This is a genomic window from Paenibacillus residui, from assembly GCF_042677205.1.
GTDB classification, from domain to species: Bacteria; Bacillota; Bacilli; order Paenibacillales; family NBRC-103111; genus Paenibacillus_L; species Paenibacillus_L residui.
On the sequence record NZ_JBHTIU010000089.1, the window covers coordinates 26,394 to 47,298 of the forward strand.

Annotated in this window: 26 protein-coding genes; 11 read left to right on the top strand and 15 right to left on the bottom strand. The window is 48.3% G+C overall.

What is annotated here, in order from left to right; all coding sequences use genetic code 11:
- Positions 1–46 precede the first annotated feature (46 nt).
- The 3 genes from ACFQ03_RS21790 to ACFQ03_RS21800 form a co-directional block, all read right to left on the bottom strand.
- Complete coding sequence (locus ACFQ03_RS21790) at positions 47–703, bottom strand: ankyrin repeat domain-containing protein (RefSeq protein WP_379290954.1); 657 nt, start codon at positions 701–703, stop codon at positions 47–49.
- Positions 704–724: 21 nt separating this feature from the next.
- Positions 725–919, bottom strand: coding sequence for a hypothetical protein (locus ACFQ03_RS21795; protein ID WP_041049469.1), 195 nt, complete (start codon positions 917–919; stop codon positions 725–727).
- An 85-nt stretch (positions 920–1,004) separates the two neighbouring features.
- Positions 1,005–2,765 (bottom strand): S-layer homology domain-containing protein, encoded by a 1,761-nt coding sequence (locus tag ACFQ03_RS21800; RefSeq protein ID WP_379290956.1) that lies wholly within the window; start codon positions 2,763–2,765, stop codon positions 1,005–1,007.
- A 312-nt stretch (positions 2,766–3,077) separates the two neighbouring features.
- Between ACFQ03_RS21800 and ACFQ03_RS21805 the strand changes: the two genes are divergently transcribed.
- The 9 genes from ACFQ03_RS21805 (at position 3,078) to ACFQ03_RS21845 (ending at position 7,327) form a co-directional block, all read left to right on the top strand.
- Positions 3,078–3,437, top strand: a complete 360-nt coding sequence (locus ACFQ03_RS21805; RefSeq protein ID WP_339166928.1) for a helix-turn-helix domain-containing protein — start codon at positions 3,078–3,080, stop codon at positions 3,435–3,437.
- A 255-nt stretch (positions 3,438–3,692) separates the two neighbouring features.
- Positions 3,693–3,947 (top strand): hypothetical protein, encoded by a 255-nt coding sequence (locus ACFQ03_RS21810; RefSeq protein WP_339166930.1) that lies wholly within the window; start codon positions 3,693–3,695, stop codon positions 3,945–3,947.
- 58 nt (positions 3,948–4,005) lie between these two features.
- Positions 4,006–4,500, top strand: coding sequence for an antirestriction protein ArdA (locus tag ACFQ03_RS21815; protein WP_379290958.1), 495 nt, complete (start codon positions 4,006–4,008; stop codon positions 4,498–4,500).
- Between the two features lie 129 nt (positions 4,501–4,629).
- Positions 4,630–4,848: a hypothetical protein gene (locus ACFQ03_RS21820; RefSeq protein WP_124332270.1), complete on the top strand. Its 219-nt coding sequence runs from the start codon at positions 4,630–4,632 to the stop codon at positions 4,846–4,848.
- 38 nt (positions 4,849–4,886) lie between these two features.
- Positions 4,887–5,063, top strand: coding sequence for a hypothetical protein (locus tag ACFQ03_RS21825; RefSeq protein WP_379290960.1), 177 nt, complete (start codon positions 4,887–4,889; stop codon positions 5,061–5,063).
- Positions 5,064–5,123: 60 nt separating this feature from the next.
- Positions 5,124–5,309, top strand: a complete 186-nt coding sequence (locus tag ACFQ03_RS21830; protein WP_041049464.1) for a hypothetical protein — start codon at positions 5,124–5,126, stop codon at positions 5,307–5,309.
- A 110-nt stretch (positions 5,310–5,419) separates the two neighbouring features.
- Positions 5,420–6,025, top strand: a complete 606-nt coding sequence (radC, locus tag ACFQ03_RS21835) for a RadC family protein (protein WP_379290962.1) — start codon at positions 5,420–5,422, stop codon at positions 6,023–6,025.
- 104 nt (positions 6,026–6,129) lie between these two features.
- The gene (locus ACFQ03_RS21840) at positions 6,130–6,390 is read left to right on the top strand and encodes a hypothetical protein (protein ID WP_379290964.1); all 261 of its coding nucleotides are present in this window, start codon (positions 6,130–6,132) and stop codon (positions 6,388–6,390) included.
- A gap of 34 nt (positions 6,391–6,424) precedes the next feature.
- Positions 6,425–7,327 (top strand): hypothetical protein, encoded by a 903-nt coding sequence (locus ACFQ03_RS21845; RefSeq protein WP_379290966.1) that lies wholly within the window; start codon positions 6,425–6,427, stop codon positions 7,325–7,327.
- An 11-nt stretch (positions 7,328–7,338) separates the two neighbouring features.
- Here ACFQ03_RS21845 and ACFQ03_RS21850 read toward each other — a convergent pair whose 3' ends face one another.
- On the bottom strand, positions 7,339–7,488 hold the full coding sequence (locus tag ACFQ03_RS21850) for a hypothetical protein (protein ID WP_379290968.1): 150 nt from the start codon (positions 7,486–7,488) through the stop codon (positions 7,339–7,341).
- Between the two features lie 345 nt (positions 7,489–7,833).
- Here ACFQ03_RS21850 and ACFQ03_RS21855 point away from each other — a divergent pair, with 345 nt between their 5' ends.
- Complete coding sequence (locus ACFQ03_RS21855) at positions 7,834–9,603, top strand: recombinase family protein (protein WP_379290970.1); 1,770 nt, start codon at positions 7,834–7,836, stop codon at positions 9,601–9,603.
- Here the strand turns inward: ACFQ03_RS21855 and rlmH are convergent.
- From rlmH to ACFQ03_RS21870, 3 genes are all read right to left on the bottom strand, one after another.
- Positions 9,511–9,990: a 23S rRNA (pseudouridine(1915)-N(3))-methyltransferase RlmH gene (gene rlmH / locus ACFQ03_RS21860; RefSeq protein ID WP_379290972.1), complete on the bottom strand. Its 480-nt coding sequence runs from the start codon at positions 9,988–9,990 to the stop codon at positions 9,511–9,513. The genes ACFQ03_RS21855 and rlmH overlap by 93 nt on opposite strands.
- Before the next feature lie 430 nt (positions 9,991–10,420).
- Positions 10,421–10,594, bottom strand: a complete 174-nt coding sequence (locus ACFQ03_RS21865) for a CxxH/CxxC protein (protein ID WP_144937008.1) — start codon at positions 10,592–10,594, stop codon at positions 10,421–10,423.
- Positions 10,595–10,627: 33 nt separating this feature from the next.
- On the bottom strand, positions 10,628–11,800 hold the full coding sequence (locus ACFQ03_RS21870; protein ID WP_144937011.1) for a S1C family serine protease: 1,173 nt from the start codon (positions 11,798–11,800) through the stop codon (positions 10,628–10,630).
- A 128-nt stretch (positions 11,801–11,928) separates the two neighbouring features.
- Between ACFQ03_RS21870 and ACFQ03_RS21875 the strand changes: the two genes are divergently transcribed.
- Positions 11,929–12,156, top strand: a complete 228-nt coding sequence (locus ACFQ03_RS21875; protein ID WP_144937013.1) for a hypothetical protein — start codon at positions 11,929–11,931, stop codon at positions 12,154–12,156.
- Here the strand turns inward: ACFQ03_RS21875 and ACFQ03_RS21880 are convergent.
- The 8 genes from ACFQ03_RS21880 to ACFQ03_RS21915 form a co-directional block, all read right to left on the bottom strand.
- Positions 12,095–12,901, bottom strand: coding sequence for an MBL fold metallo-hydrolase (locus ACFQ03_RS21880; protein ID WP_379290975.1), 807 nt, complete (start codon positions 12,899–12,901; stop codon positions 12,095–12,097). The genes ACFQ03_RS21875 and ACFQ03_RS21880 overlap by 62 nt on opposite strands.
- A gap of 229 nt (positions 12,902–13,130) precedes the next feature.
- The gene (gene yycI / locus ACFQ03_RS21885; RefSeq protein ID WP_144937019.1) at positions 13,131–13,880 is read right to left on the bottom strand and encodes a two-component system regulatory protein YycI; all 750 of its coding nucleotides are present in this window, start codon (positions 13,878–13,880) and stop codon (positions 13,131–13,133) included.
- Between the two features lie 29 nt (positions 13,881–13,909).
- Positions 13,910–14,032 carry a hypothetical protein gene (locus tag ACFQ03_RS21890; protein WP_379290977.1) on the bottom strand — a complete coding sequence of 41 codons (123 nt, stop codon included), beginning with the start codon at positions 14,030–14,032 and terminating at the stop codon, positions 13,910–13,912.
- 149 nt (positions 14,033–14,181) lie between these two features.
- Positions 14,182–15,492 carry a YycH family regulatory protein gene (locus ACFQ03_RS21895; protein WP_379290979.1) on the bottom strand — a complete coding sequence of 437 codons (1,311 nt, stop codon included), beginning with the start codon at positions 15,490–15,492 and terminating at the stop codon, positions 14,182–14,184.
- Positions 15,476–17,350, bottom strand: coding sequence for a cell wall metabolism sensor histidine kinase WalK (gene walK, locus ACFQ03_RS21900; RefSeq protein ID WP_144937024.1), 1,875 nt, complete (start codon positions 17,348–17,350; stop codon positions 15,476–15,478). Before walK ends, ACFQ03_RS21895 begins: the two co-directional genes overlap by 17 nt.
- Positions 17,351–18,067, bottom strand: a complete 717-nt coding sequence (yycF, locus tag ACFQ03_RS21905) for a response regulator YycF (RefSeq protein ID WP_150960431.1) — start codon at positions 18,065–18,067, stop codon at positions 17,351–17,353.
- 260 nt (positions 18,068–18,327) lie between these two features.
- Positions 18,328–19,974, bottom strand: a complete 1,647-nt coding sequence (locus ACFQ03_RS21910) for a M23 family metallopeptidase (RefSeq protein ID WP_144937030.1) — start codon at positions 19,972–19,974, stop codon at positions 18,328–18,330.
- 184 nt (positions 19,975–20,158) lie between these two features.
- Positions 20,159–20,761, bottom strand: coding sequence for a hypothetical protein (locus tag ACFQ03_RS21915; protein WP_150960430.1), 603 nt, complete (start codon positions 20,759–20,761; stop codon positions 20,159–20,161).
- Positions 20,762–20,905: the final 144 nt, after the last annotated feature.

Sequence of the window (20,905 nt, forward strand, 5' to 3'; positions counted from 1 at the left end):
TCTTCGAGGTAACTTTTCTCGTTAATGAAGCCGAATCTTGGCACCGTTAACGGTTGTATAGTTCCCGCTGCGGAGAGGTTACGGTTGCTCCGGCTTCTTCAAGCATGAGCAATGCCTCTTGGTTATACGTCATTTTGGCCAGCATAACTCCTTGGTTTGGGTCTGCACCGCTCTCCAGCATCAATCTGACAATGTCGAGTTTGTCATACATGATCGCGAACTGAAGACCGCCGTTGATATCGGCCCCGTGCCGAATCAATAACTCCACTGCTTTTATTTGTCCCCTCTCGATTGCATCTTTCAGTGCATATGGATCATCGGCAACATTTATGCCCGCTTCAATCAATAATTGAATGACCGGTACCGGATCATCAACGTAATTTATGGCGACAGATAAATTGCCAACGAGTATCTTCTCCCCGCTTCCGTAGTTCGCTTGCTCATTCGGACTGGCACCATGGGCCAGAAGTTTTCTTATCATGTTTATGTCGCCGTTTCTGACAGCAAGATTCAATGGTGTGTACGCAGAATCGGTATGTGCATTCGGATCGGCCCCGAGTTTCAACATCCAGTCCACCATGTTCATGTCTCGTTCGTTTACTGCGGATAACAATAACCGTTCCTTCGGTATGAGCTTGATGATCATTACGACGGCAATACAACACGCTAGCAAGGACAACATGATCTTTATAAACAGCCTCACTGGTTACCTTCCTTTCAATGCTTAGTAGTATCCGGCTCTCATCTTGTCTTCGATGTTAGTCGCAATCACAAGCAAAATTACGCCAACAACCAAAATGATGAATCCGATTCCGATTTGTGTTCTCTTCTTCTTTCTAATCGAAGCAATGATATGTACAATGCCGGAAACTTCCGAAACAGCACCGATGATTTTTAACAGCAATGCCAAGGTTGCCATTGAATGTACCTTCTTTCGTATGTTTGGAGTGAAGTCTTAATGTAAATAGAGGGAGCACAGCGGCTCCCACAGATTGATTAGAAAACTACAAATTGATGCGACGAATCGCTTTATTGTCGTCATCATAAATAATGACGTTACCGTTGCTGTCAAAACTCAATTGACTGATTTTTTTGATCGGATTGCCGTCGTTGTAGGTCAGGTCATTGCCGTTGATGAAGATGTTCAGCTTACCATCTGTGGTTAACTCATAAATTGTCGTACCGCTGGATAAATAAAACTTCCCTTCATAAGCTGTAAGACTATCAAAGCTCATATTGTCAAATTTGATGACTGACTCTACTTTTCGAGGGAATAGATGAATCTTACTGAGAGTCTTATTGCCAGTGTCAAAAACATAAAAGTCTGAATCTGTTAGAACCGCGTCACCTTTGCCATATTTATTATCTTCATCCCAATAAGACGCATAGAAATTAGTCCAAAACTTCACTCCAGTATGATCGTTGCTCGCGGCAATCCGAGTAACTTCCGAACCTGTCTCCCCTTGATAAACAAAAGATTCACCACGATCACTTTCCGTCTCTGCATATACAAGTGTTTTGTCATTTAAGAATTGAAAAAAGTTATAGGATTTGTATATCGAGCGATATGAATTCAGATTATATACTGCCATTTGTACTGTTGGGTAGATTTCGTATATTAGTTCACTGGCATCGTTCATCCCTAATAAATAGACTTTATTGCTTGCTTGATTGTATACCAATTTTTTCGGGATTAATTTCGTGTAGTCGTAGTGGACTGCTTTACCGTCTTTTCTATAATCCCAGTCGAATGAGCGGTCTATTGTGATGGTTTCGACTGTACCATTTGATTTATTAAATTTGCGGACTTTATTTTTATTGTCTGCACTGTCAAGAAAGAAAATGTTTCCGTCTCCATCAAGAGTCATGCTCTTCACTGACGATATTTTTGCCTGTCCGACCGGCCCATCTACAATACCGGCCCCCATCCCGCCAACAAGTGTATCCACGCTGAATTTCGCCGCCTGCGACGGTTGTTGCGGCTTGCTTGGTGCTGTTTGTCCCGGTTGAGTTACGGGCGGTGTAGGTATTGTTGGGGTTATCGTCGATTGGTCGCCCCCTCCTACGCCTTTGTTGTCGTTGCCATACATGAATGCCCGCCACAGCAACGCGGCGGCTTCGGCCCGGGTGATGCTGTTTTGCGGACGGAACGTTTCATCGGGATACCCAGAAACAAGACCGTTCTCAACAGCGATGGCAACGTAGTCCTTCGCACTTTCCGAAATGCCCTCGTAATCCTTGAACATTGCTTCGATGATGGAGCGATTGGCCAGACGTGCAACATCGTACCCCTTCAGTTTGACGATGGCGACGGTAATATCTTCCCTCAACGCCGGTGCTGTCGGATTGTAAATGTACTCACCGTTTGCCGCCCTGTAACCGGTAAGGTAGTCTTTGGCGGTCTCAATCCAAGGCGAATACCAGTCCGTTACCTTTACGTCGCTGAACGACGAATAGTTGACTTTTTTCGCTTGCAGGCCAGCCGCTTTGACGATGATGGTTGCAAATTCAGCACGGGATATTGTGTTATCCGGACGAAACTTATGATCCGGATAACCTTCAAGCACTTTCTTGTTCACCATTTCTGCGATATATTTATACGCCCAATGGGTGTTCGGCAAATCGGTAAACGATACTGTCGGCGTATTCTGCGGCATGTTCTGAAGCTCTTCGCCGTATTCAACAGGAGCCGCAAACATCGTTCCGGTCAGGGTGAATATCATGAGGATTGCTATTAGTGCAGATGCGATTTTCTTATGTACCATTTTCATTCCTCCGTAAGCTATGAATCTACTGAAAAAACAGAGCTACATTATCAATGGACTGAAGGATAGGATAGTAGCGTAGGATGGGCATCATGGCCATCTTTTCTCCTTGTCCCTTTGAATATGGTTCACATTCATCTCTCATTTCGGTTGCTGATAAATGTCCCCCCTTGATAGAAATTGTAGAATCTTGGCAGATGTATCCAAGGCAATTATACTACAAACTTCACTTTTAAGTGTAGTATTACCATCACTATGTTAGGATAAAAGTCACAATCACACTCTACTAAGCTGAAGTAGAGGTGATACATAATGGATTTCAAGCAAATGGTAGGTGAACAAATCCGCAAGATTCGAAAGTTAAGAGGCATGACGCAGGAACGTCTGGCGGAGCAATCTGGACTTAGCTTCAGCTATATAAGTGATGTTGAACGTGGAACCCGCAATATATCGCTGGAATCGTTGGGCAAGATTATCAATGCTTTGGGCGTAAGGCCCGCTCAACTGTTTGAGGATATAGATGAAATAACGGAACATTCCGGGAATGGCGAAATACAAAACAAAATCGAAGACTTGATCACTTTACTGAGTGAGCGTCAAATTGAAGAAGTGGACTTTGTTCTGACGTTGGCCCGTGAATTTCTAAACACCATTGATCGGAAGACTCGTTGAAAATATCGTATGCACAGCATTAATCGGCCCTATATAGAAGAAAAATGATATACATTTTCCGGCGGCACCCCCATGCATAATTGAAGGCGGGGGGCCTTCCGTTTCATGCCCCACCCGGTTGCATAGGACTGTTGTCTGCTCATTTGGCAGATAGCAGTCCTTTTTTGTTTTTCAGGCGATAAAAACCGTTTTGACAGCGAGGACACAGCGGCAAGGTGAGAGGCTTGCCAAATCACAAAGAAAGGAGGTGCTACCATGCTTCGGAAGCGATTATCGTTGAGCAGAATTGCCGTCTTGGGATTGAGCCTTAACGACGGCGATCAGCGAAATCCAATCAATGCCCAATCATACGACAGCGGCAAAGTGAATTGTGATGACTGCGGAAAGGTTTTGGATGTGCAGGAGGGAGAGGACATCTTTGTTGATGCATTTGTTTATTCCGTGCCCGAATCCAGAGTGGTATGCAGTGAGTGCTATGTGAAGTACGACAAGCTTTTGCCCCGCCGCTGAACACTAACTGAAATTGATGTCTTTATGTTGAAAAAACAATAAGAAAGGAAGATGCAGAATGTTGATCAACGTGTATATCGCCAATCTGGCGAAATACAACGAAGGGAAACTGGTTGGCCGTTGGGTCACGTTGCCAATGGAACGGCATGAACTGAAGCAATGCATCCGGGATGTGCTTGGCAAAGATGAAGAATACGCAATTCATGATTATGAATCTCCCTTTGCCATTGGCGAATACGAGGATGTGTTTGCCATAAATGATGACATGGAGATATTGAACCGTTACGACGACAGGCTGGTTGCGGCACTGTGTGAATTTCTAGGCAATCGTGACGAGGTGATTCAGGCCTTGCAGGCCGGGGAGTTCATCGTTTACTACGACATAGATGATTTGGCCGACGTTGCGGAGCAGATGGTGGAAGAAGGATTGTTCGGCCATGTGCCGCCGTCGGTGATCCCATATCTGGACTACGGCAAGATCGCCCGGGATTTACAGCATGACGGATGGTATTTGAGCCGTCAGTTGCGGATTGCCGTGCGGTTGCAGTCCTAACAGCCTGACATTTAACTCAATATCGTTGATTTGCCTGCTTGCATCAAAGCGGGTTATTTGTCGTGGGCATTTGACAGTAAAAATCACCGGTAGTGAGAATGCCGGAACATGGAAGGGAGGTGAACGCAAATGGTTGTACGCAGGGGTTTGCCGGATGAATTGCAGACGTTATTAAAGCGGCTGGTCGCCAACGGCAGTGTGCGAATCGCGGGCACTTTGCTGTACGCATGGTTCAGACGCTGTTGGGAACTGGATGATGAGACCGCGGCTTATTACATGCGGCGGTATTTTGAAAAGTATTTCAGCCGTCAACTCCAGTCTCACCGGAAACATGCAGGTGCAAAATGACCGTCGGTTCCAGACTAAGGCAAGGAGGTGAAACGAAGATGAATTTTCAGGCGTTCAAACGCAACAGCCAGAAGGAATATCTCGGCTACTGTGAACTGAAGGGCTTTGTATACAGCGTGCAGATCGACAGTAACAAATACGCTGTCGTTGCCCTGAAGAACGGGCAAGTTGAAGTCTTGATCACATACTGCGTGAAGCACGAAGTATCCGTCTAATGTTGCTTTGATGGGCAACGATGGACGGATTTTTTATTACTTGCGAAGGAGGTGATACGCATGGATCGTCTGCAAACACTTCAGAAGCAAAAACAATTCTGGATGTCGGTGAAACGCACGCTGGACAAAGATGCCCCGATGCATACCGAGGAAGGATTTCAATACGCCCGCGTGCTGACGAAACTGGTGCTTATTGAACTGGAGATCGAAGAGATCGAGGGCAAAGAAAAAGCCGCCCGTCTATAACGGAGCGACAAAGAAAAATGACCTGTACTAATCTTAGCGGATTTAATTACATCACGCAATGGGAGAGGCCGCCGCGGCTTCTCCTTTTGCATTTTATGGAGGTTAAACACATGAACATTAACCATACATTCAAATCTCTTCTTGCTGAGACGCTTCGTGAATCCGCCAACAGCTATCTGGTAGAAAAAATCGTTTCTCATTTTAATTCTCCGCAACAACTACTGGACGTAACCGAGCAAGAATTGTTGAGCATTCGTGGTATCGGTAAAGTGAAAGCGAAGCAGATCGTTGCCGCCATCCAACTTGCTAAGATGATGAATGTACCGAAAACAGAGCCGACAATCATTCGCAGTCCTCGGGATGTTTTCGAGTACCTCCGTTGGGAAATCGGTTATGAGCAGAAAGAACACTTCATCGTGATCTTTCTTTCGACTAAGAATCACATTCTTGGAAAAGAGACGATCAGCATTGGGAGCTTGAATAGTGCAATTGTCCATCCTAGAGAGGTCTATAAAGCGGCCATTCGCCGTTCTGCATGTTCCATCATCGTTTCGCATAATCACCCTTCTCAAATATGTACGCTTCCTAGCCCAGAAGATATTCAGCTAACCAAACGACTTGCTGAAGCTGGTGAAATCATCGGTATCGAACTTCTGGATCACGTCATTGTCAGCGGTTCAGATTATACAAGTCTTAAGGAACGCGGCCTTCTGTAACGAAACAATTCATCGTCATTTTTCATCATCTGCATTATCAACAGCGGTTCGCTCTTATCGGCGGGCCGCTGTTTTCATTTCACAATGATAAGGAGACAACAGATATGCGTAAGCAATGGTTGGAAGAGTACGAGCGTTTAGTTGTCGCCGCCGATGACCTGCATCATCGCATTGAATCGTGCCGACGGCTGGTTGATAAACTGCTGGTTGATGTATATCGCGGCGAGCATGATGACCATGAGGCTCGCATTTTGATTCAAGCGGCGGCGGAGATACAGGCTGACGTGATGCAGAGGTATTGTCGCCTCCAACTACAAAAAGCGATTCTCGCCCGGTTTATCGATGGGCTTCATCCATTTCATTAAGCATCATCAAATCACACATTGGAGGACGATCTACATGAACAAAAATGGCGAACAGCAGTTTTTACCGGCGGCGGTGCAACAAACAGATACGGATAGCGTTGTCGGGCTTCATCCGCAAATTATCGTCGTCGTTGGTACTATTGAAGCCTCACTTCACGATGAATCCACAGGAAGTATGAGGAAGATTGAATGCATCTCCGAATTGACAAATGAACACTTCGAGATTATAGCATTAGCAGACAATAATGCAGTTGGCGGACGAAGTAAAGCAGGCTTCTTCCGGCGGACTATAGAAAAGCTGTGCGGCGGTTGGCGAGTTCAATTCTTCAATGGATGTGACTCTGCCGCTGACCATTACAAAATGATGATCGACCGGGCCGGAAGGCTACTACTAATCAACGCGGATGTTTTGCGGATGCCATACCGTACTCTGCTGAAGTTGATTGGCGGAATACCGCGAATGTTCGAAATGGCGTTAAGGAGCGTAAAATCCGCTGTAGACGAACTTAGAGTGCCGAGAGGCATAAAGGGTCTATCGGCTAGTGAGAACGCCCGTATTAGCCTCGTAACAAGCGAGAAAGGCTTGCAGTTTCCATCCGGCTTTGTACTGAGTGCCGAAGAGTGGATGATGCGAGTTACATCAATTGACACCGAGCTTTGCAGCTTTGCTTGCCGACGCCGATGGATTCATCTGCCTGCGGTTGCATTGCCCTTCTATGCGTACAAAGTAGCTGTATCCGTTGAGGATGACGCATATATGGTCGCTTTACCTCAAGATGTTTTACAAGCATTAGGGCCGGTTCTGAGCTTCAATTTGATGAATACGCCGATTGATTTCTACAAGAAAACCAATCGACATGCCTGTAATTGGAAGTTGGGCGGCTCGTTTGCACTCGCCGCCCGCCGCCCATTACTACACAGTGAAGTGTCGGGATAGAGTAGCAATACTCAAAACAAAAAGATCGCCCCTTCCGTCCCCATCCGGGGAAACGCAAAGGCTCCGCCTCTGCACTCCGCACTCGGCGTGAGCCAGCCCTTAGCTATCGCTAAGAGCATAATCCAGTGTCGGCGGATGGAATCGCTCGTCAAGGCTTTCACAAGCTCGCTCCGCTCGGCCTTGACGACCTACTGCGGCTCATTACCACAACTCGATTAAGCAAGTAAAGAGACTGACCTGCTTGCAACGTGAAGAGGGGCCGCTCGCTTCGCTCGCGGCCCAATCACAAGCTGATTTCCGCAAGATAATCGTTGCGTATACTGAACCTCTTGTTATCTTCGATGTATGCCGAAAGTGCTTCTGTGTAGTTTAAGTGTATCGGTTTAAGACGAACAACTCGATATTGTAGCTTGTCCCTTCCAATTTCCTGTTTTTCCGCGTTCAGTTTGGAATGATCATCAGAATTCCCTGATAAAAAAATTTGAGAAGAAAGGAGAAGATTAAAAATGGCTCGAATAAAAGCCGCTCTGTATGCCCGTGTGAGTACGGAAGAACAAGCCAAGGAGGGTTATAGTATCGCCGCCCAGATCGCCGAAATCAGGAGGTATGCGGATCAAAACGGCTTCGAAATTGTCGATGAGTATGTAGATGAAGGTGCAAGCGGAAAAAGCATTGCAGGCCGTCCTCAGATGAAACGCCTCCTGAGAGATGCCAACCAGCACAAGTTTGGGGTCGTCATCATTTACAAAATCGACCGGCTTGCCCGCAAATTAAAAGATGCTTTGGAAATCAGTGAAACACTTGAAAGAAACAACGTCAATCTCATTAGTCTTAATGAAAAGTTTGATACAACAACAGCTTTCGGCAGAACGGCATTCCAGATGATCTGTTCATTCGCTGAGCTTGAACGCAATAACATTGTTGAACGAGTGAAGCTGGGGATGGAGCAACGAGCAAAAGAGGGAAAATTCAATGGAGGTAGGGTGCTGGGGTACGATAACATTGACAAAGAACTTGTTATCAATGAGAATGAGGCCGTTATCGTCCGAAAAATCTTTGATTATGCCAATCAGGGACTTGGATTTAAGGCCATTACCCGCCGCCTAAACGAAGCGGGCTTCCGTTCAAAAAAAGATAAACCATTTAATGTCTGCGGTATCAAAACGATCCTTAACAATCCCGTCTACATCGGAAAGATACGGTATAAACAACTTGAAAACTGGTCGGAGAAACGTCGCAAAGGGAAAAATCCCGACTACTTGATTGTTGATGGGACACATGAGCCGATAATTGCACCCGAGCTATGGGAAAGCGTTCATCAGAAGCTCGGTCATCGATCTTACAAGCCGTCCCGCTCCCATCAGCCGTATATTCTAAGCGGCCTGCTGAAATGCCCTGTCTGTGGACATGGAATGGTTCCGGCCCGGTCTAAGGGAGCCGGTGGCAAATCGTATCGATACTATGTCTGCGGACAGTTCCACAACAAGGGCAAGGCTGTCTGCCGCTCGAATATGATGCGGGCTGATGTTGCGGAGGAGCAAGTGCTTCAGAAACTTATAAAAGTAGCATCGCGGCCAGACATTGTGCGGCAACTCGTCGATAAAATCAATGCTCTGCGTTCAAATGCAGAGGCCCCGATAATGGAAGAGAAAAAAGCACTTCTTACTGAATTGAGCAGTAACAGCCGGAAACTGCAAAAAATAAAGGACAACATATTAAGTGATCCTGATTTGGCTGTTATTTTCAAAGATGACCTGAAGGAAACGCATGCCAAGCTGGAACAGCTTCAAAAGCGGTTGGAAGCTATTGAAGCTGAACTGGATGGGCAAAACAAAAAGCCGGTTGACCCTGACTCTTTGCATAATTTGCTGAGTCTGATCAAGGACGCACTACTAAAAGCAGATGCGGATGAACAAAAGGCGTTACTGCGATTGATGGTTGAAAGTATCCGCATAACCAAGGATGCTCCCAAGCGAGTCGGTCGGCAGATTACCCAAATCAACCTTCTATTCGACTTTACTATCGAAACATTACAGAAGGATTCCTCGATACTCCTTACCCGCCTAGCGGCGATCCAAGAATGTGACTTTATTTCCCCGCTTGAACCTTATGTGCTGGACAATCTGAACAGCACCCATACCGAAAGCCTGAGGGACTTGATGAAGTCCCTTAATATTTTACCTTTAGCGATGATACGGTTCCCCCCGCATAATCTTAAATGCGCGGTAGATTTGCTCCACCAGGATGAGGCGCATGAGCTGGTGAGGGTAGGTTAGGCGGCCGAAGGAGAGGTGCTGATTGGCGCGCTTGAGGACGGCATCGGAGAGGCCGTTGGATCCGCCGATAATGAAGGTGACCTGGCTGCGGCCGTAGGTGGCCAATTGGTCGAGCTGCCGGGACAGCTCCTCGGATGTCCACATTTGCCCTTCAATGGCCAGGGCGATGACATGTGCATCCGGCTTGATTTGCGCCAGGATGCGCTCCCCCTCCTTCGCCTTGACCTGCTCCTCCTCGGCTGCGCTCATCGACTCCGGTGCTTTCTCGTCCGGCAATTCTGTGATCTGCAGCTTGGCATAGGGCCCCAGCCTTTTGGAGTACTCCGCAATGCCTTGGGTTAAATACTTTTCCTTCAGTTTACCGACGGCAATAATTTGAATTTGCATAAGGCTTGCGCCCCTTCCTCGTTATTCTTTATGTATGATTGAGCTGTGAATAGGCCCTTGAACAAGCCTCCCAAAGTAATACCAAGTAATATTTAGTATTATCAGAAACTTCCGCAGGAATAAACTCCAGTCCGGAGGATAAAAAAAGCTCCTAACGGAGCCTCTTCGAAGACGAATAACCCGGTTTTAAAGGTAGCTTTTTATGCCAATTAGAAAGTTGTTCCATTTTAATGCTTTAATGAACACTTTCTAATGTGGTAAGCAAAACCGCCAGGACTAACCCGGCGGCCATTCAAACATTTTCATCTCAGTTGTTAAAGGGAGTGCAAATAGAACACCGGATTCAGCCTCTCTCTGTACTGCAAAATTTGTCGTCCGGCGAACCTCCATGCATGCAGCGCCGAAACTACATGGTTGGTCGTCCGAACTTCTAAATCACCAAGAAAAGAGCCTCGTGCTTGCAGCCCTTCTCCTCGCACAGATGTGGAGGGTCCCATTCTTTGAAGCTGACTTCCGATAGCGCGTATAGGTCCGGCGCCTCTTCATATTCGTCGACGAATCGATCGATTGCGATTTCCAGATGCTCCTTACAAACGACATACATAGCTATGTTCTCACCTATATTCTCTCAAGTTCGTCACGACTCGTCATTCTCTGCGAGCGTTAGCGTAACGGTCTCTTTCTTTCCGTCCCGATAGTACGTAATCGTTATTTTCTCGCCAATTTTCTTGTTCTGGTACAAATATTTGCGCAGAGACAGAGTACCATGGACAGGCTGGTTATCCAATTGGACTATAACGTCATTTGTTGACAAACCTGCCTCCGCGGCTGGCCCGTAAACCTCCAGGATTATCGCGCCGGTCTTCACATCGTCGGGCAGCTTCAGCAATTCCAGCCCGCTCTTGAAGGAAGTCAGATTGACCGTAGATACCCCTATGAACGGACGAAGCACCTTGCCATGCTCGATCAGTTCATCCAGCACCGCCTTCACCTCATTGATCGGAATCGCGAATCCGAGTCCTTCCACTCCGGTATCCGCCACCTTCAAGCTGTTAATCCCGATCACTTTCCCGTCCAGATCAACCAGAGCTCCGCCGCTGTTCCCTTGATTAATAGCCGCATCCGTCTGAATCATGTCCAGCTCCCATTCATACTCGCCATCATGCCCGGGATAGACCGGGATCGTCCTCTTCGGCCAACTGATAATTCCTGCGGTGACTGTCTGAGACAGCCCGCCGAGGGGATTCCCGATGGCGATGGCCGTTTGGCCCGACTTCAATTTATCCGAATTCCCGAATTCCGCCACTGTCTTGATTCCACTGGCGTCGATCTCCAGGACGGCCAGATCGGCCAAATAATCCGCACCAACCACTGTGGCCTGCTTATGCTCCCCGGTAGGCAGCACCACCTCGAACGAGGTCGCTTCCTCCAGCACATGATTATTCGTTACGACTAGCGCCCGGTCGCCATCCTTCCGGAAAATGACTCCCGAACCCATTCCAATCCCGCGTACCTTGCCTCCGTCCTTATCCTTGATCGAGCTGATGATGCTGACGACGGTCGGACTGACTTTATCTACGGCCTTGACCCGGCTGACATCAATAACCTCAAGAGGAACCGAAGCGGTCGCAGGGGTCCCCTCCCCATGTGAAATAATTGACATCAGGAAGAAGGTAACGAGTGAACCCGCTATGGCGGACAGAACCAGCAGCAGGGCAGTCCTGTTGTGCCACCAACGGCGGCGTTCGGGGCCTTTCCTTGCCCACCTTGACACCTTGGTGGAATAGAATTCGTCATTGAACAAGCTCATCGTTTCCCCTCTTTCCCGCTTGATTTCCGAATCATTTTTATACTGGGGTGGAATGTTTCGGCACTTTGAAGCCTACAATAATAGTAGCCGCAGCAAAATCATAGATTGCTAGAAAGGTGGTACCGGTTATGAATCTGCATTTTAAAGAAATCGATTTGATCGGCAAGCTCGCCGACCTTAAGGAAGATCACTATCGGCAAACTCTTGTGCTGAGCGCCATTATCGAGCTGCTGATTGATAAGAAAGTGATCACCCGTGAAGAAATCGAAACGATGGCCCGGAAGCTGGACCCGGTTATTCCTCATCCAGACTATCCCATTCCGTTGGACGATCAAAGTAAGTATCCTTTAGAGTAAGCCGCCCATCGTTTAGGGTTATGTCATTCTGTTCCAAAATATTCTCCACCGTCATTCGCGCCAGATCCATCAGATTATGATTCTGGCTCAGATGCGCCAGGTACACCCTCTTCGTCTTGCCCCCAAGAATCTCGCTGAGCGCATCGCCCGCGGCTTCATTCGACAGGTGGCCTATATCGCTTAAGATCCGCCTCTTGATATTCCAGGGGTATTTGCCCATTCGCAGCATTTCGACATCATGATTCGATTCCAGAATGAGCACGTCGGAATCCAGCACCTGCTCCTTGACCTTGCTGCTCATATATCCCAGATCGGTGGCGAGACTAAGCTTCTTGTCTCCTTCATAGAAGCAGTAGCCCACCGGCTCCGCCGCGTCATGGGAAATCGCGTAGGACTCCACTTGAATGGAATCGAACTCGATCATGCTTCCGGTATCCATAACCTTCACATTGGCTTCAGCGATTTCCCCAATCTGCTTGTTCAGAGCCTCCCATGTTTTCTCATTCGCATATATGGGCAAATCATATTTCCGGGCCAGTGCTCCCAGCCCTTTGATATGATCGGAGTGCTCATGTGTGACAAGAATCGCATCCAGCTCTTCGCCCGACACGTTCCGTTCTTCCAGCAGCTGCTCAACTTTCTTGGCACTTAGTCCCGCATCCACCAGCAGCTTGGTTTCCCCGTTCGTCACGACCATCGAATTCCCTGTCGAACCGCTTGCCAATACACTAAAACGCAATCCCATGTCAAAACTCCTATTCCTTGCCGTTATCCGACGTGAAGCTCATTCTTTCGTCAGTTCTGTTGCATATATCATATATGTATAAGCCTAGCAGTTAGCCAAGCTTATACTTCAGGGCTGTTACTCGCAAATTTTCGTAAAATTCAACCCCGTCTAAAATCCCGAAATATCAATGTAAATCTGGAATGCAAAGCTTCCTTTAATACCGGTTTATCCTTCGAAAATAGCTTCATTAGGGACTTTTCTTAGTATCCCGACTTTCCTCTACTTCCCCGTTATATGCTTGAACGTAGTAAGGGTTGCCCTCCTCCGGAGTAATCCTCCAGAAGGGCAGCATATACTGGGTCTCCGAATCGAAGTTCGGCCCGTGATACCCCAGCTTCACATCGACAATAACGGTTCCTTCCGGAAGATAGTTCTCCGCCAGGCTGCGAATCGCCGTATAAGCCGAGATCACCTTCTGTTCTTGCTGCTCTCCTCCTGATTGTACTTCAACATAGGCTTGTTTGTAACCTGTAATTTGCCCGTTCTCCTCATATAATTGCAAAGTCACGTCAAACAACGGTATTTTATCCACCAGTTGATTAAAGACATACACTCCGTTGCCGCTGCGCACCGGATCGAAAGCATACTGATCGGCATACCTTACGGACGATCGGCTGGTTAATTCCCTGGCCAGGTTCTTGCTGAACGGACTGGACCATTTAAGCGGGCTGTCTAGCGGAATCTTCTCGGCATTGCGGGAAGCTTCGTCGAATTGGACGGTAAAGCTCTTCAGCTTGGGAGCATCCTTGGGGACCTCCTCTACCTTCAATTGAATATTTTTGCTGGCAAGAAGCTTGCTCGTCTCCTCAATAATGAAAGCCGTGTCGGATTCGGTGCCCGTCTGACCCCAGCGGGTCGTCCACAGTTGATATCCGAGCATAATGTTCAGAAAGAGAAAAGATAGAATCAGAATCGTTTTCGCCCTTCCCCAATCCATGGCCTCACGCTCCTTGTCCAACGCCTAATTTAGTCCGCCTCGTCCGGCCGTGCCCGGTCCTCGTCAAGTCCTTCTGTTTGATTACCGTTGTTACCATCGATTGCTGTTCTTATGTCCATTCCTGCCGCACAGGGCATTCCTTGGCTGCCCAACCGAAGTGTCCCTCCCCTTGACTTAACCTAAAGCTTGCAATAGCCAAATCTCTGCGCGGACCCTTCTCTTGAGCAACCTTTCAGAGAGCTTTCCCCATACTTCATAACCCTTGAAAATGCTTCTCCGGGCATTTCACCGGTTCATTTCTCTAGCTCCCGGCCAGTTCCTCGCTCATCGGCTCCTTGAGGAACCGGTAAGTGCCGTCCTGCAGCTCTACGGCCCACTGGGGGACCAGATGGATCTTCTCATCTCCGAGAGTGGCCTGGTACGCCGGGTAGACCGCCACCGGATTTAGACCGCTCTGTTCCAGCATTGTGGCCAACGCATCTCCGCCAGGCAGACGGTACGCGCTCTTCTCCGCCAATCCGATATCCATGTTGATCATTGACCGTTCGTAGTTGGATATAACCCCTTTTTGCATGACGATCTTGATGTACCCGAAGCTGCTCTGCTCCGTATTCATCACCGGATAACCCCCGACATACTGTCTGAATTCGAACGTTTGCGGCCCGAAGGCATAATTCGGACTTACCCGGCTGAATAAATAGTCGCTGTTCCATCCCCCGTGACGGTTAATGAACTTCACCGCGTTCGTCAAATTTTCTTTCGTTTCCGCTCTGCTTTCTACCGGTACCGAGACCGGGTCCGAATAACTAAACCAATGATCCCCATTGCGGACCTGAAGCCCTCTCTTGCCGTCTGTATAAATCTGCGCCCCATCCCGCTCGAAGAGGAAGCGGGCCATTCCCGGGTCGGGAAACAGACTGCGTTTAAGCTGATCCTCTGTGAAAATATTGAAGGGCACCTTATATTGAACCATCTGCAAATCGACTGCCGGAAGATAATAGTCATGTCTGCTGTCCGGATAGTAAGCGGGAAGATGAGCCCCGAGGCCTATTTTATTTTCCAGCTCTTTGACCGTTAAGTCCGATTGAACCGCCTCGTAGACGATTTCGGGGGAATCACTCAGAAAGTACGTCTTTACTTCTTCCTTAGATTCATATATCCAGATTTTGGATATCCCTACATCCTCCACCGTAAAATCTTCCTTGATTTTCATAATGCTCTTCAAAGTCCCGACCGGCACGGCTTCCTTGAAGCGGATTTCGATACCCGGCCTTGTGTCCCGAATCAAATCCCAGTCCAGATAGGAAGCCGGAAGATTCGTGCGGCGCAAGTTTTCGAAAGAACGCTGTTTCAGCAAATCCGAGTACACCATATTATAAAATTGATGTCCGTATGGAAGTACCGTATGCTGCTTGTTTCCGAAATGGATGATCATCTGTTCGGGAAGAATGAGATCGGCCAAAGCGGCCGGCGGGCCATCCAGCCCCGAATCGACATATTCCATCTGATTGATCGGTTCGTAATTCGGTGAGCTGTAGGCCAGCAAATAGCTTTGGACCAGGCTAGCGGCGACAAGAACAACCAGCGCAACGGTTTTAGCTTTTTCCATCATGATTAGTCCCGCTTCCTTCCTCCATATAGGGAAGAGTGAAAGACACCGTCGTTCCTACATTAAATTCCGAATCTATCGCAATCGCACCGCCATGGGCTTTAATAATTTCCCGGGCAATGGACAGCCCCAGGCCTGTCCCTCCCATATTACGCGATCTTGCTTTATCTACCCGGTAGAAACGCTCGAAGATCCGCGACAAATCCTTCTTCGGAATGCCTATTCCCGTATCCTGAATTTTAATTTCGAGCATATCATTCGGCAGCCGTTCGGCCATAATCCGAATTTGGCCGCCGTCTCCCGTATATTTAATCGCGTTGGAGACGAGGTTATCCAGTACCTGATCGATCTTGTCCCGATCCAGCCAGATCGGTGACGTATTATCACCGATAATAATCTGGATGGCGATACTGCGCTGCCGCAGCTGGAACGAGAACCGGTCAGCCACTTCATCCAGCATTTCCGTCACATGGACCTGCTCCTTCTTGAGCATCGCCTGGTTGGAATCGAGCCTGGACAGGTGAAGCAGATCCGTAACGAGCCGGATCATCCGCTCTGCTTCATTACGGGTCACCCCTACGAATTTCCTGGCCAACTGCGGTTCGTCTATAGCCCCGTCATCCAAAGCCTCCAGGTAGCTCTTGAGCGTGGTCAGCGGCGTCCTTAACTCATGAGATACGTTGGCGACGAACTCCCGGCGGGACTGCTCCAGCTCCTCCTGCTCCGTCACGTCATGGAGCACGACAATCGTTCCGGTCGTCCCCTTCTCCCGGCTGTGAACCGAAGTGAAGGTTGCTCTTACCTTACGGCTCTCTTCCGACTCCTGAGGGTGAATCTCGATCAGATGGGTAACCTCCTCGCCACGCGCGCCGGGAAGTGCCAGCTGCTTGGGAAGTCCCAGCAGTTCGTATAAATCCTTGCCGTCCGCCGGCTGGTTGTTCAGCTGAAGCATTTCTCTCGCCCGGCGATTGATGACGATCACCCGGTCCTGCTCGTCTGTAGCCACGACTCCGTCACTCATGCTCGTCAAGACGGAGGCCAGCTTCTCCTTCTCTTCTTCATTCACGGACAGCGCTTCCTTCAGACGATTCGTCATATCGTTGAAGGCACGGCTCAACTGGCCGATCTCGTCGTGGCTCCATATTTTGACCTGGTGGTCGAAGTTCCCCCGGGCAACGGACGACACCTGCCGGGTGATTTCTTTAATCGGGCTCGTAATCGTGTGGGCCAGAATAATTCCGAGAAGAATCGTCATGGCGAGCGCAATTAAAATACCGGACATGAAAATCTGCTTGATCCGGTTGATCGTGTCGAAGATATCTTCCATGGAAGAGACAATATAGACCGCTCCGATGACCTTGTTTTCCTCGCTGACGGGCATGGCGATCACTTTCTTCCGTTTCCCGTCCACATCCGTCAGGATCCGCTCATTATCTTTGTCCTTAATATTCTGCAGGGCGCGGCTGACGACCTGCTGGGTATTCTTCTGCCCGATGATGGAACGGGGATACTGGTCCGATGCGCTGATGACGGTTCCGTTGGAGTTGATGATCTGAATCTCCACGTTGCTTACCTTGTACCAGTTATTGACCGTTTGGTTCAGCCGGTCGTTAATCGTCTTACCGTCTTCCGGCTTCGTTCCGGAATCGGCATTCTCCTGGTTGTCCAGCAGAACGGGCTTCACCAGATCGGACAACAGCATGGCCTGGTAATTCAGAGATTCCGAGAAGTTATTCATGAATGAGGTTTCCATCGCCTTGATGAAATAGATGCCGATCAACTGCATGGCGAATAAGATTAGCAGTACATAGATGATGATCAGCTTCATCTGAATCGTTCGGAAGAACCGGATTCCTATCATTTACAGTCCCCCTGCTTTAGGGTTCCTCATTACGTAGCCTAATCCTCTTCTCGTCGTAATATATTCCGGACGGCTGGGCTCGTCTTCTATCTTCTCACGCAGCCTGCGAATCGTGACATCCACGGTGCGGACATCCCCATAGTAGTCATACCCCCACACCGCCTGAAGCAAATGCTCGCGGGTCATGACCTTCCCCGTATTCCGCGCCATATATTGAATCAGCTCGAATTCCCGATGGGTCAAATCCAGCGGCATACCGTCTTTATACACGACATACATGTCGTTATCGATTAGCAGTCTGTGTATGCGTATTCCTTCCTGATCGGACGTTCCCTGCTTCTCAGGCTCATTCTTGGCCTGCCGCCGCAGGTGAGCCTTGACTCTGGCCAGAAGCTCCCGGGTTCCGAACGGCTTCGTGACATAATCGTCCGCCCCCATCTCCAGCCCCAGCACTTTATCCAGCTCCGTATCCTTGGCTGTCAGCATAATGATCGGGGTGTCCTTCCTGTTGCGGACTTCCCGGCACACATCCATGCCATCCTTAACGGGCAGCATCAGATCGAGCAGTATCAAATCCGGGTTCTCTGTCATAGCCAGTTCTACGGCGGTTCCCCCGTCATAGGCACAGATTACCTCGTAGCCTTCCTTCTCCAAATTAAATTTCAGTATATCGGCAATCGGTTGTTCGTCATCCACTACCAAAATTTTTCCAAACAACGATACTCACCTCATACTTTCTATCGACATTTAGAAATCCGGTGAATCTTGGGACGGAAGAAGCTGCCGGTGCAGCCTTCTACTGTTCCTCGTTTTATCTCCTATTCCAAGGATAAACGGCTATCGCCGTCCCTCGTTCAAGGACGTGCAGGTTCTCGATGAAAATAAGAACGGAGTAAGCAACTTTCTTATATTTTAACAAAAAATAGGCAGAACAGCGAACTCGTTTAGTCCGTGCCTGCCTATTCCGATCCTAGTAATTATTGGTTAAGATATTTGATCGGGTTCTCTACCGTCCCGTTATTAATAATTTCGAAATGCAGATGGACCCCGGTAGAGTCGCCGGTACTGCCCATATACCCGATCTTCTCGCCTTTCTCCACGATATCGCCGGCCGATACGTCAATCTTGCTCATATGGCCGTATAATGTTTTGTACCCATTCTTATGATCAATAATCACATAATTGCCGTAATCGTATTTGTAGCCCGCAGCTTCGACGGTTCCGTTATCTGCAGCGAGAATATTTTTCTTGCTGGAAGTAATGTCTATCCCTTTATGTAGCTTACCCCAACGCTTGCCGAATCCGCTCGACACATTCGGAGAAACAACAGGCCAAGCAAAATTTCCGGTGCCTTCCCCAAGAATAACCTTGGTTCCCTTCTTGACCACTGCCTTGACCGGCTCACTGATCATCTCTTCGTTAATGATCTCTTCCTCCCGCATCTGTCCGTTGACTTTCGTAATGCTGAAGGTGACTAGCTTCATTCCGTTAACGCCGGGCGTAATCGTTTCGACTTCTCCCAGCTTCATCTCATCATCGGTAATAACCTCGGTATCATACTGTACTTCTTGCTGCTCGACCAGCTTCTCCACGGTCTTGACCGAAAGCTTCGGCTCCAGAACCGTCAAATTAAGAACGTCGCCTTCCGTTATCCGGTCGTTCACAATCCAAGGGTTATTCTCATAAATAACATCCTGGGAAATCTTGAATCGGTGTGCAATACAGGAGACACAATCTCCCTTGACCACTGTATACATCGTCGGAGTGGCATTGCCCGTTTCTAACGTTGCCTGCACTTCGTCGGGGTTCATCACTTGTTCCGGCTCGACCTTCATCGTAACCAGATCAACATTCTGCAGGAAGGACGCCTCCTGAAGCTCGCTTTGCCCCGGAGCCAAGTCGCTGTCCTCCGGTTCGGCAGAGAGAGCGGTGACTTCACCGGATTCCTTCTTCTGCTCTCCCGTATACTTGCTCATAATTCGCTGAAGGACCTCTTCCGCCGTATCCTTATCCTTGACGATCGCCACCGGATCGCCATCTACCTTCACTTGAACCCCTACCGCTTCGGGAACCAACAGCTCATCCAGCTTGCGGAGAGTTTCCTCGTTGTCAAAGGGTTTCTTGAAAGCCCTTTCATGCCGTAATGTTATGTCGTTTGTATTAAGAACCATGTGAACATCCTGGGAATTCTGCTCCAGTTTCTTGTATTTCTCCAGCTTCAGATCCTCGACTAGCTGAGGATCGCTCACGGTTCCGACTTGAACGTCTTTCATATAGACATCATATACGTCCAGCGTATTCATTTGAACGTAATAATTGCCCCCGACGGTGATTCCCGCCAATAGTCCGAAAGCCCCAACACCCTTGGCAATTTGAATCCGATAATCCCGTATGCGGGACATAAGACCGACTGGCCGCTGCATCGCAGTATTTTCTGTAGAAGACGGATATGATTTCGCTATAGTTTGAGAAGCTGGCTCAAGCGCAGCTGTGGAATTCGATTTCTTATTGCTCAAGATGGCATCGATCTTGCCAGTCAAGCTCTTGAATCGGATCTTCGAGCCGACCTGTTGCACGTTGGCCCATTTCTCCTTGATCCAATTTTTCATCTTGGAAACTGTCATGATTCTCTCCTCTTAAGTCCTGAATTAACTTTAACCATTTTGTAACCAAATAGCCTTACGTACCAGGTTAAAGGAAAATAGTTCTTTTACACTGTACCACAGGTCGCTGCTTTTTTTCAACCTGCTGGATCAGAACGTGTCGGAATTAGCGAAATCATGCCCGTTTCCTCTTATATGCAGGGTGTCAATACTTCTGTAATATCTCCATTAGTTGACTATATTCTTCCGGCTTTAATGTTTTTTCGACAATTTTTTTAATTTCCGACATTTCCTCCTCCGTAATTCCCCCTTCCATCATAGCCGATATGGTCTGCAAGTCCTCAGCGGGCAAGCTCGCCATATAGGCAAAAATCTTTTTCTTGTCTTCCTCATTCAATTGATCCTTCTTCGAAGATAAATCATCGGGAGAGATGATGACTTCGCTTTTGCCGGCGTTCGACTGCTGTCCCAGCCCGCTCCCGCTTTGGCCGAATACGGGCACGGCGTCCGTTGAGGACTCCTGGGAATCCGGAGTTGAGAGATCGGAACCCTCCGTTTCCTCTGCCGGCGGCTTCTGGCCAGCTTCCTTACGGGTGTCTCCTCCTTGTGTCATAGACTCGAAGTCTCCCGCGACACTGCCGATCAAATCGGAAAACGTCACGAACGAGCCTTCTATGGGAATGTTGAAGTGAGAGATCAGCTTATCGACATAAGTATGAACAATCGTCCAAGTAAAGTACAACGTAAATCCCGAAGCGATAGCCGCAATCAACAGGGTACGGCTTAAATGGACAATAAATTTGGTCATGGTTGGTTCCTCCTATCCATCCGGTGTGCCTACTTTCCAGTATTGACGGAACGGAAACGGATATAACCCGAAACTATAAAAAAAGCCCCTAACGGAGCCTTCTCGAAGATGAATAACCCGGTATTTAAGGTAGCTTTTTATGCC

What these genes read in the sequence shown, in the direction of transcription:
- ACFQ03_RS21795 (WP_041049469.1), bottom strand. Translation starts at nt 919, where the DNA reads ATGGCAACCTTGGCATTGCTGTTAAAAATCATCGGTGCTGTTTCGGAA.
- ACFQ03_RS21800 (WP_379290956.1), bottom strand. Translation starts at nt 2,765, where the DNA reads ATGGTACATAAGAAAATCGCATCTGCACTAATAGCAATCCTCATGATA.
- ACFQ03_RS21805 (WP_339166928.1), top strand. Translation starts at nt 3,078, where the DNA reads ATGGATTTCAAGCAAATGGTAGGTGAACAAATCCGCAAGATTCGAAAG.
- ACFQ03_RS21810 (WP_339166930.1), top strand. Translation starts at nt 3,693, where the DNA reads ATGCTTCGGAAGCGATTATCGTTGAGCAGAATTGCCGTCTTGGGATTG.
- ACFQ03_RS21815 (WP_379290958.1), top strand. Translation starts at nt 4,006, where the DNA reads ATGTTGATCAACGTGTATATCGCCAATCTGGCGAAATACAACGAAGGG.
- ACFQ03_RS21820 (WP_124332270.1), top strand. Translation starts at nt 4,630, where the DNA reads ATGGTTGTACGCAGGGGTTTGCCGGATGAATTGCAGACGTTATTAAAG.
- ACFQ03_RS21825 (WP_379290960.1), top strand. Translation starts at nt 4,887, where the DNA reads ATGAATTTTCAGGCGTTCAAACGCAACAGCCAGAAGGAATATCTCGGC.
- ACFQ03_RS21830 (WP_041049464.1), top strand. Translation starts at nt 5,124, where the DNA reads ATGGATCGTCTGCAAACACTTCAGAAGCAAAAACAATTCTGGATGTCG.
- radC (WP_379290962.1), top strand. Translation starts at nt 5,420, where the DNA reads ATGAACATTAACCATACATTCAAATCTCTTCTTGCTGAGACGCTTCGT.
- ACFQ03_RS21840 (WP_379290964.1), top strand. Translation starts at nt 6,130, where the DNA reads ATGCGTAAGCAATGGTTGGAAGAGTACGAGCGTTTAGTTGTCGCCGCC.
- ACFQ03_RS21845 (WP_379290966.1), top strand. Translation starts at nt 6,425, where the DNA reads ATGAACAAAAATGGCGAACAGCAGTTTTTACCGGCGGCGGTGCAACAA.
- ACFQ03_RS21855 (WP_379290970.1), top strand. Translation starts at nt 7,834, where the DNA reads ATGGCTCGAATAAAAGCCGCTCTGTATGCCCGTGTGAGTACGGAAGAA.
- rlmH (WP_379290972.1), bottom strand. Translation starts at nt 9,990, where the DNA reads ATGCAAATTCAAATTATTGCCGTCGGTAAACTGAAGGAAAAGTATTTA.
- ACFQ03_RS21865 (WP_144937008.1), bottom strand. Translation starts at nt 10,594, where the DNA reads ATGTATGTCGTTTGTAAGGAGCATCTGGAAATCGCAATCGATCGATTC.
- ACFQ03_RS21870 (WP_144937011.1), bottom strand. Translation starts at nt 11,800, where the DNA reads ATGAGCTTGTTCAATGACGAATTCTATTCCACCAAGGTGTCAAGGTGG.
- ACFQ03_RS21875 (WP_144937013.1), top strand. Translation starts at nt 11,929, where the DNA reads ATGAATCTGCATTTTAAAGAAATCGATTTGATCGGCAAGCTCGCCGAC.
- ACFQ03_RS21880 (WP_379290975.1), bottom strand. Translation starts at nt 12,901, where the DNA reads ATGGGATTGCGTTTTAGTGTATTGGCAAGCGGTTCGACAGGGAATTCG.
- yycI (WP_144937019.1), bottom strand. Translation starts at nt 13,880, where the DNA reads ATGGATTGGGGAAGGGCGAAAACGATTCTGATTCTATCTTTTCTCTTT.
- ACFQ03_RS21895 (WP_379290979.1), bottom strand. Translation starts at nt 15,492, where the DNA reads ATGATGGAAAAAGCTAAAACCGTTGCGCTGGTTGTTCTTGTCGCCGCT.
- walK (WP_144937024.1), bottom strand. Translation starts at nt 17,350, where the DNA reads ATGATAGGAATCCGGTTCTTCCGAACGATTCAGATGAAGCTGATCATC.
- ACFQ03_RS21910 (WP_144937030.1), bottom strand. Translation starts at nt 19,974, where the DNA reads ATGACAGTTTCCAAGATGAAAAATTGGATCAAGGAGAAATGGGCCAAC.
- ACFQ03_RS21915 (WP_150960430.1), bottom strand. Translation starts at nt 20,761, where the DNA reads ATGACCAAATTTATTGTCCATTTAAGCCGTACCCTGTTGATTGCGGCT.